The sequence below is a fragment of the Daejeonella oryzae DSM 19973 genome (assembly GCF_000422945.1).
Lineage (GTDB): Bacteria > Bacteroidota > Bacteroidia > Sphingobacteriales > Sphingobacteriaceae > Daejeonella > Daejeonella oryzae.
Genome location: NZ_AUHA01000002.1, coordinates 1,327,619 through 1,341,212, shown reverse-complemented (window position 1 = coordinate 1,341,212; position 13,594 = coordinate 1,327,619). Strand labels below are relative to the sequence as shown.

Annotated in this window: 7 protein-coding genes; 3 read left to right on the top strand and 4 right to left on the bottom strand. The window is 38.5% G+C overall.

Annotated elements, in window-relative coordinates:
- Nucleotides 1–14 precede the first annotated feature (14 nt).
- On the top strand, nucleotides 15–1,655 hold the full coding sequence (gene lnt, locus G521_RS0106285) for an apolipoprotein N-acyltransferase (protein WP_026897786.1): 1,641 nt from the start codon (nucleotides 15–17) through the stop codon (nucleotides 1,653–1,655).
- A gap of 52 nt (nucleotides 1,656–1,707) precedes the next feature.
- Here the strand turns inward: lnt and G521_RS0106280 are convergent, their stop codons facing one another.
- On the bottom strand, nucleotides 1,708–3,348 hold the full coding sequence (locus G521_RS0106280) for an NAD+ synthase (RefSeq protein WP_026897785.1): 1,641 nt from the start codon (nucleotides 3,346–3,348) through the stop codon (nucleotides 1,708–1,710).
- Between the two features lie 131 nt (nucleotides 3,349–3,479).
- A complete protein-coding gene (locus G521_RS0106270; RefSeq protein WP_026897784.1) occupies nucleotides 3,480–4,124 on the bottom strand; it encodes a porin family protein in 645 nt (214 codons plus the stop codon).
- Nucleotides 4,125–4,220: 96 nt separating this feature from the next.
- On the opposite strand from G521_RS0106270, the gene gldB reads away from it, so the two are divergent.
- Both gldB and G521_RS0106260 read left to right on the top strand, forming a co-directional pair.
- Nucleotides 4,221–5,252, top strand: a complete 1,032-nt coding sequence (gene gldB, locus G521_RS0106265) for a gliding motility lipoprotein GldB (RefSeq protein ID WP_456072971.1) — start codon at nucleotides 4,221–4,223, stop codon at nucleotides 5,250–5,252.
- 57 nt (nucleotides 5,253–5,309) lie between these two features.
- On the top strand, nucleotides 5,310–6,113 hold the full coding sequence (locus G521_RS0106260; RefSeq protein WP_026897782.1) for a patatin-like phospholipase family protein: 804 nt from the start codon (nucleotides 5,310–5,312) through the stop codon (nucleotides 6,111–6,113).
- 71 nt (nucleotides 6,114–6,184) lie between these two features.
- Here the strand turns inward: G521_RS0106260 and G521_RS0106255 are convergent, their stop codons facing one another.
- Nucleotides 6,185–6,403: a hypothetical protein gene (locus tag G521_RS0106255; RefSeq protein WP_026897781.1), complete on the bottom strand. Its 219-nt coding sequence runs from the start codon at nucleotides 6,401–6,403 to the stop codon at nucleotides 6,185–6,187.
- 117 nt (nucleotides 6,404–6,520) lie between these two features.
- Nucleotides 6,521–13,570: a T9SS outer membrane translocon Sov/SprA gene (gene sov, locus G521_RS0106250; RefSeq protein ID WP_026897780.1), complete on the bottom strand. Its 7,050-nt coding sequence runs from the start codon at nucleotides 13,568–13,570 to the stop codon at nucleotides 6,521–6,523.
- Nucleotides 13,571–13,594 lie beyond the last annotated feature (24 nt).

The window sequence follows — 13,594 nt, the reverse complement described above, 5'->3', positions numbered from 1 at the left end:
ACAATTCCTTTTGGATGAAAAATAATTATTTTCTTGCTTTAACAAGTGCAGCCTTATTATGGCTCGCATGGCCGCCAATACCATATACTTCTATTTTATTACTGATTGCTTTAATTCCATTATTAATAGCCATAGAAAGTATTATCAATTCCGATACTAAAAAGAAAAGTAAATACATTTTCAGAATTTGTTTTATCACATTCCTAACCTGGAATACGGCCAGCATTTATTGGGTATTTAATTCTTTAAATGCGGTTATGCCAACCGCAACAGCTATTTTAATTTCGCTTATTCCTTTTGGACTTGCAGCCATATTGATGACTTTAGCTTTTTGGTTATATTATCGTTTGCGAACCATAATTAGCCGGACATGGAGTTTTGCAGGCTTGGTGTGTTTCTGGATCGGGTATGAATATTTACACCAAAGCTGGGATCTGGCGTTTCCCTGGATGAATCTCGGAAACGGTTTCGCAAAAAGTCATTATCTGGTGCAGTGGTATGAATACACCGGCACCTATGGTGGTACTCTCTGGGTTCTCGTCTCCAACATTCTCCTGTTTGAAATTTACCTTGGATTTAAAAATTCCATGAAAATAAAGCAACAAGGGGTCTTGTTATTCGGAACTCTTGCATATATCCTTATTCCTGTATTAGGTTCCCTTATTATTTACTTCAGATATCAGGAAAAAGAAAATCCGGCTAATATTGTGGTTGTTCAACCCAATATAGATCCCTACGCAAAATATGGATCAATGAATTCGGGTTCCCAGATAGATCAGCTGATTCGATTATCTGATTCTGTAGCACAGCCCAATACCGAATATTTTATCTGGCCTGAAACAGCGATTACTGATTATACAGATGAGAAAAATATACTTTCAAGTATTCATTTCAAAAAAATAAGTCCGTTTTTGGCTAAGTATAAAAATGGCAACTTGATATCCGGCATAGAAAGTTACGCTCTATATAATATTGCTAAAACCCCAACGTCACGATTTGAGAAAGAGATTAATAAATATTCCGATTACTTCAACACAGCAATACAGTTTGAAAATAGCGGGAAAGTTCAGTTCTATCATAAATCGAAGCTGGTTCCCGGTGTTGAACAGGTTCCCTTTTCTGAAGCACTGGCATTTATGAAACCTGTATTTGCCAATTTTGGAGGTTCCACAGGCGGATATGGCAAACAGGATGCGCCCTCAGTTTTTTATTCTCAAAGCGGAATTGGGGCTGCACCCGTGATCTGCTATGAATCTATATGGGGAGCATATGTTGCCGAATATGTAGAAAAAGGAGCATTATTTATTGCGATTATAACAAATGATGCCTGGTGGGGAAATACCTCCGGCAAAGATCAGCATTTACAATATGCAAAACTGAGAGCCATTGAAACCCGTCGCTGGGTTGCCAGATCTGCTAATACAGGTATTTCTGCATTTATAAACCAGAGGGGAGATATTATAAAACAATCTTCATGGTGGACAGCCACAGCCTTAAAAGCAGATATAAACCTGAATGACCAGCTCACCTTTTATGTGAAGCATGGCGATTATATTGCTTATGCCGGATGTTTTGGAAGCGGAATTTTTGGCCTTTTGCTTTTATTACCTTACTCGGTATTTAAGAAATCTGACAAAAAACTGATGCCGCAATAAAGGCCTTCAGTTAATTGCCATTACTAACTCGGCTTAATTCACCTGCAGCAGATTAGCTTAAATATTTTCCTACTATCGGGATTCTCCTGCCTGTTCCAAATGCTTTTGGAGAAACCCTTAAAATTGGCGGAGCTTGTTTTCTTTTAAATTCTGCAACATTTACCATTTTTAAAATGCGGCGAACCAAAGCCTCATCATATCCCTGTGAGATAATAAATTCTAAACTCTTTTTAAGCTCGATATACTGAAAAAGAATTTTGTCGAGAATGTCATATTCGGGAAGGGAGTCAGAATCTTTTTGTCCGGGGCGCAGCTCTGCAGAAGGCGGCTTTGTAATGCTGTTGACAGGTATAATTTCAGCATGACGGTTAATATATTCGGAAAGCTGGTAAACCTGCGTTTTGTAAACATCGCCCAGTACGGCAATTGCTCCTGCCATATCCCCGTAAAGGGTTCCGTAACCTACTGCAGCCTCACTTTTATTAGAGGTGTTCAATAAAATTAAACCGAATTTATTGGACATCGCCATTAAAATAATTGCCCGGCTTCTGGCCTGAATATTTTCCTCTGCAATATTAAATGGTAAATCCTTAAAAACCGGTTTCATTATGTTCTCAAATGCAGAAGCTGCTTCTTTAATAGAAATTATTTCATGCTTACAACCCAAATTCTTAACCAGTTCAAGAGCATCATTAACAGAATGATCTGAAGAAAATTCAGAAGGCATTAAAACGGCCATTACATTTTCCGGACCCAAAGCCTCTGATGCCAGTGCACAAACCAGGGCCGAGTCAATTCCGCCCGACAAGCCCAAAACAGCTTTACTGAATCCGGATTTGGAAAAATAATCTTTGATTCCCAAAATCAGAGCTTCATGAATTTGGGCGATATCATTCTGAGCGTTATGAACAATAGGAGAAAAACCTTGTACCTGCCCCTCTTTAAATTCATAAATTTTAGTCTCCTCACGGAAGTATTCCATTTCATCCAGCAATAGCCCTTCCTGATCAAAAACCAGCGAACCTCCGTCAAAGATAATTTCAGTTTGAGCTCCAACCTGATTTACATAAAATAATGGCAAATTATATTTGCGGCAGTTATCCCCTAAAATCAATACACGTTCTTCATCATGGTTATATGAGAAGGGAGATGCGGCAATATTAATCATCAAATCGGGCTTCTCCAGAATAAGTACGTCCATAGGACATTCGAGGTACATGGGATTATCATTGATATTCCAAAGATCTTCGCAAATGGTCAGTGCTATTTTATGGCCCATAAAATCAATACATTTGAATTTTTGAGCAGGTTCGAAATATCGGTATTCATCAAAAACATCGTAATTAGGCAACAGAGCTTTATTAACTATCTGCTTAATCTGTCCGTTCTCAATAAAATATGCCGAATTATAAAGATCCTTACCTTGTACCTGAGGATTTTTAACAGGCAAACCCACAATACAGGCAATGCCTTTACAGGAGTTAGCAATCTCCTTAACTGATTTTTCGCAAAGCTCAATAAATTCGCTAAACTCAAGAAAATCCTGCGCAGGATATCCGCAAACGGCTAACTCAGCAAAAACAATTAAATCTGCACCTTTTCCTTTTGCATCCTCAATGGAATTAATTATTTTCCGTGTATTTGATTCGAAATTACCGATGTGGTAATTAAGCTGAGCAAGCGCAATTTTCATAGTTATTTTATTTTTAAAGTGAATAAAGCTTCCAAAAGCCCAACTAATCCTTTTGGATATTTTGTGGCAAATGGAAGCTTCATTTATAAGCTATATTTTCCTGCCAAATTTAATAATGGCTGAAAAACATTCTAAAAAAAGATACCCAAATTTAAAGCGATATATGAGTTTTTTGCCTTTGCATTGCCATCCAGAACATCGGTAAAACCGTTGCTGAATGAAAGGCCTGTAAGAACATTCATATTATCACCCACTTTCCATTCAGCTCCTCCTCCAATAATAAGTCCGGCTCTAAAAGTATTTATCTGATTTCCGATATCTTTATTTTTTTCATCAGGAGTTGCAGGGGCTGTGTAAACTATATCTTGTTTACTTCCAATATTAATTCCTGTATTTAAGCCGAACTGACCGTAAAATCTCCTGTTATCCATTTCATTACTTTTCAGCTTTAACGTTAAAGGCACTTCGAGATACTGAAGCTTGTAAACCGAGGTATTAATTCCGGGCTCCGTTGCCTTTGCATTAAGCGTACTTACAGTTAATGCCGTTGAGAAATAATAATTATCAGAAAAAGGAATATCTGCCAAAACACCATAAGAAAATCCGGTACGCATTCCATCAGGTTCAATAGGCGGTGTTTGCCCGCTAGGAAAAGTTAACCATCCGAAAGTTGGAGAAGTTGTAAAGCCGAGCTGCACCTTATTTTTTTCAGAGTATTGAGCATTGGCAAATAGGGGTGCCAAAAAAACGGCAAGTAATAAAATTTTGATTTTCATATAATGTGATTAATTAAAATAAACAGCTTCAAATAATTTTTACTAATGCAAAAACCTTTAACATCGTTTCATATTTTCGCTATTTAAACTGAAATGATGAATCTTCAAAGATGCCCGCAAATCTACCTGATTTTTTTAACAAGTATTTTAATGATTGCCTGTCAAAGTAAAACAACTCCTGACGTTAGCAATATTAAGGTGAGTACCAGTATTGAAAGGTTTGATAAAGAACTATCTGCTTTAACAGCAGATCAGGTTTCTGTTAAGGCACCGCAACTAAAGCAAAAATATGGCCATTTTTATGCTGATTTTATGGATAAAATACTGGGAGTGGGAGATGTTTCTGATACCAGTTATTACCAGCAATTAAGGATTGTTCTGGCAAATAAAGACTACCGTGAGCTTTCTGCAGAAGTAAATCAAAAATACCCCGGTATGGAAAAAGTACAGCAAGACTTAACGGAGGCATTTAAACATGTTCGCTATTATTATCCCAAACAAAAGCTACCACGCCTGATTTCATTTTTTTCAGGATTTTCTGTCCAGACACCCGTAGGTAATGATTATATCGGAATCGGCCTCGATATGTTTTTAGGCGCTGATTCTAAATTTTATCCCGCTTTGCGGCAAAGTATTCCTGAATATATTTCCCGGAGATTTACACCGGAAAATATAACTCCGAGAGTAATTGAAGGATTTGCACGGGAAGACTTGTTTCCTGCAAAAGATGGAGACCGATCACTGCTCTCTAAAATGATCTACAATGGAAAAATCCTCTACTTTTTAGATGCAACAATGCCTGATTTGGCAGATAGTTTGAAAATTGGCTATTCATCCCGGCAAATGGAGTGGAGTAAAAAATTTGAACCGCAAATTTGGGCCTATTTCTTGCAGAATGATCTGCTTTATGAGTCTGATTATATGAAGATTCAAAAATACCTTGCGGACGCACCTTTTACGCCTGGTATTGGAGAGAATTCTGAATCGGCACCAAAACTGGCAGTATTTATAGGCTGGCAAATTGTTAAAATGTATATGAATAAAAATCCCGAAATTACGTTACAGCAATTAATGACGGATTCCGATTTTCAAAAAATATTAACCAGATCAAAATATAAACCTAAATAAGAATTCATCCTTTGGCATTTAAAATTTAATTTGCTGAAAGGTCAATAAGTTTAGCGTATGAAGATTGGAATTGTATTATCAGGTGGTGGAATACGTGGAATTGCACATCTGGGCGTTTTAAAAGTTTTGACAGAAGCGGGCCTGCGTTTTGAAAAAATTTCTGGAACAAGTGCTGGTTCAATTGTGGGTGCATTATTTGCACAGGGGCATGATCCATATGAAATTCTGGAAGTATTTCTAAAAATCCGTTTGGTAAAATATTTAAGACCGGCGCTCGGAACTTCGGGCTTGCTCACTTTAGAAAATACCAGGAAGTTATTCCTTGAATACCTTCCTCATAACTCGTTTGAGAAATTAAATATCCCATTGGTAATTACCGCAACAAATTTCAGTGTAAGTAAGCTGACTTACTTTTCACAGGGTGAGCTCATTCCGGCAATACTGGCCTCAAGCACCATTCCCGGTATTTTTAAACCTATCCACATTGATTCTCATTTATATGTTGACGGTGGTGTAATGAATAATTTTCCGGTAGAACCATTGCTGAATGACTGCAATTTTATTATTGGTTCGTCATGTAATAAATTAAGGGACATTAATCAGGTGGGAGGTTTGAAAAAGTATTTATCCAGAGCTGCAACTATATCCATTAATGCAGATATTGAAGAGAAAAGCAAATTATGTGACGTAATGATCGAACCCGAAGGATTAGGTGAAATTACTATTTTCGAGATAAGCCGGGCAGAAGAAATTTACTGGAGGGCTTACGAAGCAACCCTAAAGGCAATACAAACCAATGAAAAATTAAATACGCTTATCGCGAATTTTAAAATGAAAAACATTATTAACGACAAAGCCTAAGGATTAAATTTCTTAAAACAGAAAGAGGTTGCACCTTACCGGAGCAACCTCTTTTTTTTATAGTATTGGAACTATTTAAGAATATTCAAAACTGCTTTGATACAAAGAAAAATACCTATAACAAATATGATGTTCGAAACGATATCAATAAATACCCAATCAGTAACAAAACGAAGCATTATTCCAATCAAACCAACTACAATTCCGATAGCAATTAATTTATAATGGCTTGGAGAGTTGGATTGTACTACACTTTCACTTCTATTATAGGTTTCCTTTATGTTTTCCATGTTATTTTTTTGATGCCGCTAAATTACAAATACTGAATATAATAAGACAATAATTAATGAAATTAAAATTCGTTCCGAATATCCTAAAAAACAAAGAACAATCCGCATCTGATTGCACTACTGCAATGTAAACCTCAAACTCACCCCAAAATTACTGAATGATGTATTAAAAGTTTGAGAAGTATACGGACGGGTCATATTCCCGTCGTAAAACAACCTGATATTAAAGCGCTGATTTAATACGTAATCCAGAGATGGTCTTATTGTAATATTCTGAGCTCCTGATGAAACTTCTGCGTCTTCTACATCGGCACGGTAAATAATCGTTTTCCGGTCTCCCAATGCAAAATCCAGTTTGAAGTTCATATCATTATTCAGCTTAAGTCCCCGGAACAATCCAAAAGGAAAACGGAAATTCGCGGTGCGGTATCCAAAACCGAACACAACTGCATCTTCCTTTTGTTGCGCCAGCTGGTTATTCGCCAAACTAAAACTCAATATCCGTGATTTTCTGTATTCAAAATTAGTGGTTATATTATTTTTCAACCGCATATCAATACCCAGCAACGGAACAAACTGCTCAAGAAGTGTGATCTGTGAAAACTGGTAAAAAGGCAGAAAATCTCCGTTTGCATCTCTCACATTTACAAATCCGTTTGACTCCTGGTATCGTACCAGTGAATTAAATCCATTTACATTATAAGTCGATCTGTATGCATGATTCAAATCAAAGGAAGCAAACAGGTTACTGAAAAAATCGTATTTGGTTAAACCATTATAGGTAATTCTCCAGTTTGGAATTGGAACCTGAGGAAAACGGCTAAGACTTACCGAGTTTGCATCTTTGCCGGTATAAGCAGCTAAGAAAGCTGCAATTAATACATCCTGCGAATTTTTGCCGTATCCATCAGCAAATCCGGCCGCCGAGCCGGAAGAATTTGGATTTTGAGCTCCCAATCGCTGTGAAATAATATTTCTGTTATTTTCAAATTGCCTGAAAAGATTTGAGGAATTATTGCTTTTATTTTCCTCACTGAAGGCTGTTCTTAATGAAAAGTAAGACACACTGTAATCTCCGGTTGTTACCGGACTCAAGTTTTCGAAACTATTGGATGATGGTAAAAACTTAAAATTAGTTGAATAATTAAAATTGCGGCTTCGAACTGCAGTCAGTTCAATCCGGAAATCACGGAATGGCTCAACAATACTTCTCAAGTTCAGATCTTCCTTATAATTGGTTATATAGAGCTGGTTTTGCAAAGAATCGCGGGTAATCCATCCATTATTTAATGCCCGGCCGCGAATATCACGCTGACTGCCGAATACAAAATCATAGCCCGGTGCATTGGCATCCACATCCTGCCCCAGAAAATCTGTTTGCGGCAAATATCCCGGAAGGAAAATTCCTTCAGTTTTGGTATAGGCTCCGTTAATTGTTTTTATACTGGTTAAAGCATTTACTAAAAATTTTCCAAACCCTTTATTATCCGGGGCATTCGCAGTACGTATAAATCCAATTTTATTATAAAGTGCAGTAAAACTTAAAGCTGGATTCAGCTGCAGTATCCGCGAATTACGAATGGTATTGCCAAAATCAATATTCGGGTCATTTAATGTTAGCAATGGCTCTCCCCTCCAGTTAAAATCAGATCCGTAACGGGCAGCAAGAGTTACCCAGTCTAAACCAGGAATTTTATTGATAGGCACATTATAGGTAATATTTAAAGTATGACCGTAATCGGTAGTCCGGCCCAATCTTTTTAGGTTCTCCCATATAGTATCCCGAACCATTCCGTTAATTCTTCCGGCAGGTTCATCAATAACAGAATAATTGGTGGCATTCAGATCTATCTGCATAGATCGTGTTAAATTCCAGCTGATACCGTACAACCGCGACATCTGGAAATTTTTATTAAAATTGGTATTAATAGGCAGAAAGTTGTTCGGATCATTATTACGCAGCGTATTTTCAGAATATAAACGATCTACATCAATACGAAAATTTAAAACTGAGGGCAGGAGGCTAAAATTAAAATCCTTAATTAATCCCAGATTTTTAGACTTAATAAGCTTTTCAAATGGAGTTATTACTTTAGGCTGGTTAGAGTAATTATAAGCTAAGCCCGCCCGGTAGGTTTTTTGCAAAGCCTTTTCATTAATAAAATCGCGGTGATTGTATTCATTAAAAGCATATGTAGCGCTCCAGTTTTCTATATCCCATAAATGAATTCTGCTCTGCGGATTGGTTCGGATTTTACGCACATTGGTAAAATTGAGACTCTTACGGGATGTATAATCTTCGGTATTGAAACGAATGGAATCACGAACAGGTTTTGTCGCACTTTTTAAAGCAGCTTTCAATTCCAGATCGGGTGTACGCGGATCATACTGAGGTGTTCCAATCTGGGAAGAGAAATTAACAAACATCGGCACTTTTAATCCCGTACGTTCCGGGAAAAATTTACCCAGCTCCATGCTTGTTGAAACATCAAACAATACATCATCCGCACGGTTTCGTTCACTAACTCTTCTATCGATAGAGCCAAACCCGATGGTACTTTTACTTCCAGAAACAGTAATATCGGCAAAATCAGCTAAGCGTGCATTCATCCTGGCGGTGGCAGCCCAGCCTCCCCGCTCATCAAAATCCGTTAAACGGAGTTCATTAAACCAGATTTGTGCGGTTTTATCTAAGCCATCATCCAGCCCGGGATTTGCGGCAGTTCGCAAAGGGTTTTTAATACCGAGCATGTAGACCCGAACTTTACTCAGATCAGGCTGGCCCAACACTGTAATTTTAGTGCTGCCAACTGTATAAACAAATGGAACATTAATGGGATAAGGCTGACCATTAAGCGTTGCCTTATTACGGGCAATTTTTGCTTCCTGAAAAAGGCGAATCTCCAGATCAATTTTATTTTGATCCGGCCAGATTGCAAACGGGTCACGAGAACCCGGATTAGTTACCTTTAACGGGAGCTCATATTCGTAATAATTATCCTGATTATCTGTTCCAACACGGATAAACGCATTTACATCGTTGTCCCGTAGCTGATCTCCCTCGGCATGGATAAACATTTCCATTCTTCGGTAAGATCTGAAATCATTAATAGTGGTTCTGAAAGCCGCTCTCCCATACCCATCCCGGACATTTTTAACGGTTACAGCCAATGACTGCTCATTCTGCCGGGTATCTCCTCTGAAATTACTGATATCACGTTCGCGTTCAATTCCCGGAGGAACTACATACGGAATTGGCGTACGTTTTCCGTTTTCCTCAATGTTTACAGCACCTACTTCCAGTGTCGAATTATCCAAACCCGGATTAATTAATGATGGATCGGTAATCACTTTGCCGGGATTATTCTCAGAATTATATCTGCGCCATTCTCCTCTAACCAATTGAAGTTTTGCAAACCGCATTACGGTTGTATCTGCAAAATCAGTCATAAACATGCGCACAAAACGGATGGATTTAAAGTCCTGAATATTGCCAACCTTCTGTTGAAATTCTGCCAGTGGAATTTTAAACTGAATCCAGCGAACAGTTTCCTGCTTACCGTTGGCCAGTTTTACAGTGGTAGGTACAATATCAGCTATATAATTACTTCCCACAGTCTGCAAATCCTGCGGACGTATAGAAACCCGGTACTGGTAATATTCATCTGCCTGTGTTGAGTTATTATCACGGTTAATATCTTCGCCGTCAGGCAAAGGTGTTGCGGCCGAATTCTCAATTCCTGTTTGCTCTAATGATTGCTCGGTAGTTTTTGAGTTTCCTTCTGTACCGTTGTATAATTCATATCTTTTTAAAATGCCTGCATTTAGCTGATCATAAAAATTTCCACGGTAATACTGATAATCATCAGAAGAAGGATCGGCATCTAATGCCGCAGAAGCCTGTGCATTTAACTGTGCTTTAGCCTGCGTTAAAAATGTATTCAATTGTTGGCGCTCATCATTATTGCTTAATCCATCAATTCCAACATCCTGAAACTGGCGGGCACCTGCATTATTATCAAATGCCTGGATTACCGGCTGCAGTCTTGGCACACGGCCCCAGCTTGTCTGATCGGTTTTGGCAACATCTCCATCAACGGGCAAACCGTTTTCTAAACTTTTACGTCCATCTTTTAAAATATCTTCAGAAATATTACCCAGGTTAAAATACAAGTCGCCACCCTGGCGATTGGGATTGTAAATAAATGGATCTAAAACCCACATCTCTATAAACTCAATATTGAGGGCTTCAAAATCATTGGTTTCCAGTTTCCTGAAAATACCGCCCCAGCGGTTTCTTGGGTTGCTTAACGTTCCGTTAGGATTTAATCCTGTGGTAGTAAAATTATAAGGACCGCGAATGGAAGGATAATAAGCAAGGTCAAAGGTTGGCAGAATTAAAGGCTGCCCCGTTACCGATTGCTTAAATGGAAAAACTTCCCTTTCAAAAATCTCCCTTACGTAATGGTTAGACAATTCGTTCTTATTCCCTTTTATATTATCTGGAGTTGCCGAATTTGCCGAAGTAAAAAATATCGGATCAATATTGTAGTAGGCTAAACGGGCACGGTTATATCCATATGACAGATCGTTAATCAGCTGCGCCTCAGGAAATAATTGCGGTGTGCCGGATATTTGCCATGGAGATGAACTTTTGATATCAATTAAAGAACGGCTTGATTCAAAATCATCCAGGTAACTGGCGCCATTCCGACTGCCGGCAAAGTTAAGGGCTGAAGGATGACCGGGAATGAAATTAGCATATTCACTGCTGAATGTAATGGACGAAATTTCACGGGTATTAATGAACGGTATTTTATCAACCATACGGGTCAGCCAACGCGAATTGCTGCTGTAATTAAGATCCATTCCCCATATAGAATTAGAAATTGACTCTTCACCGATATTAACCTTTTGAGTCAGGGGCGTTTCAGTCAGATTCATTATGGTTGCTCCCAGATTCAATTTATCGCTCAAGCGATAATCAAATCTTGATCCTATCAAAGAGCGCTGCTGCAAACCAAAAAGTTCATTGTTTTCAAGTTTTATTCGAATAGGCTGACCTGAATTTAACAGGGCCTGGTTTAAAATCCGCACCCTGCCTATGTTGTAATCTACTGTAAAATCTGCTCCCTCCTGCAAAGGCAAAGTTCCGGAAATAACCTGTACCGAACCTTGCGGGATATTGATGGCATTGAGCTGAAACTCTGATCCGGCCTGAGATTGATAAGTTCCGCGAATTATATATCGGTTAAGCTTTTGAAACAGCTGTTGCGCATCAACTTTAGTTGAATCATACAGCGGCTGAAAAACATACTTCTGAATCAGGTTCTGTTCGGTAACCGGATTAAATTTGGCGGCTAGATCCGATCCAAAGGGTTCTATAATGGGAAAAGTAATCCGTCCGTTAAGTGCATCAATGGTAATTCCTTCAATAAAGTCGAAATACCCATCGGGTTTACGGTCATTCTGCTGATTTAAATTATCCAGATTGGTAAGTTGCAGCCACAATTGTCCGCTGGTATTGGCCCCTTCTGTAATCTGTGGTTTTTCTATTCCTGAATTTTCATCGAGCCGAAAAATATTCATCCTGAAATCTGTGCGGCTAACCTGGTACGCATTTAAAGAATAAATATTCTTCATCATCAAATCCCAGGTTGGGAGATTGGTTTTGAGCGTTTCATTCTTTAATAATTTTACAAAAAGAACCTGAGGTGTTGCATTGTTTACTGCAATATCTGTAGATAATTCGCCTACCTGATATTCAACCCCATTATTGGTATATCGGTATGCCACCGCCAAAACCTCATCCGCATTTAGCGAAGTATTTAATGATATATAACCCAGCTGCCGGTTTACAGTAAATTCACGATCTGTAAGTTTACGGGCATAGGTTAGTTTAGCAAAATTATCAGTTCCGCCATTTGCCTGAAAATACGCATTCGCATCATTCGTATTAGTTAATCGGGCACCGGGTGGAAGATTTTGAAGAAGGTTATTAGATTGCTGCGGAAATCCCGGGCCGCTAAAGCCGGCAGGCAAAGCAGAAAATGCCGCACCGCCCTGAATTTGTGCTGTATTATAAGGAAGGTTTTCCCCCAGATCAATTAATCCTAAAACATCCCTTGAATCTACTGTGCTGTTGGTTCGGTTTGTAATCCATACTTCAATTTTGGTGATATTGATATTGGAAGTGATTATTGGGATGTTAGCTAACGCACGATTGTAATTATTTCTAAAATACTGAGCCAGGAAGTAATGCTTATTGGCCTCATAATTATCCGCAGAAATGCGGAAATCATTTTGCTGTGAACCATTGGTAATAGTTATTTCACGCTGTTGAGATTTTTGCTGCGAGAAAACACTGGTTACATTTAGGCGCCCGAACTGCAATTGTGTTTTTAAACCGAATAAAGCCTGGCTGCCCGTAATAAGTGTTGAGCTTAAAGGAAGACTTACATTTCCGGCTTCTATTTTTTTTACGATTTCATCATCTTTCCCGGTATAATCCAGTTTTACCTGATTTTCAAAATCAAACTGAGCTTCGGTATTGTAATTGGTGGTTATTCTGAGTTTCTCCCCAATTTGCCCAACCACATTCATCTGAATCCGCTGATCAAAATCGAAATTTCCCTGACTTCGCTGCCGCTCGTTAAACAGCGGGTTTTCATTCCGGTTTAATCGACCGGAAAAAGTTAATTCTGCAGATCCCTGCGGACGAATGTCTATTGTTGAACCACCAAAAAGTTTTTCGAATGAGCGGCTGTTGACTTTAACTGAGGGTATAAAGCCAGGAGCCCGTGCTTCACTTAAAGGAAGATCAGCAAGTTCACGCCAGTAATTTTTTTTTATGAGCTGATTTTCAAAACGCTGATATTCTTCAATGCTTAAATATTGGGGAGCACGGTAAAACCGGTCACCGATTTTCTCGCGAATGATATACTGCTTTGTTACCGGATCAAACTCTACGCTTCGCTGTATATTGGACGGATTGGGAAGAAAAATTCCGCTTGGCGGACGTAATTGAATGGTTTTGGCATCCCTGAAAGGATAAATGAGTTTAGTAGAATCAATCTTAGAAGGAGCATTTTGCGCAGATGCAATTCCGCCAAAAAGCACAATGAAAAAGCATACTTTCAGCAATAAAAAAGTAAAAACGTTTTTCAAACTCCCAATCCTTTAATGAAAGTA

Coding starts and splice junctions, on each gene's coding strand:
- lnt (WP_026897786.1), top strand. CDS start 15: ATGAAAAATAATTATTTTCTTGCTTTAACAAGTGCAGCCTTATTATGG.
- G521_RS0106280 (WP_026897785.1), bottom strand. CDS start 3,348: ATGAAAATTGCGCTTGCTCAGCTTAATTACCACATCGGTAATTTCGAA.
- G521_RS0106270 (WP_026897784.1), bottom strand. CDS start 4,124: ATGAAAATCAAAATTTTATTACTTGCCGTTTTTTTGGCACCCCTATTT.
- gldB (WP_456072971.1), top strand. CDS start 4,221: ATGAATCTTCAAAGATGCCCGCAAATCTACCTGATTTTTTTAACAAGT.
- G521_RS0106260 (WP_026897782.1), top strand. CDS start 5,310: ATGAAGATTGGAATTGTATTATCAGGTGGTGGAATACGTGGAATTGCA.
- G521_RS0106255 (WP_026897781.1), bottom strand. CDS start 6,403: ATGGAAAACATAAAGGAAACCTATAATAGAAGTGAAAGTGTAGTACAA.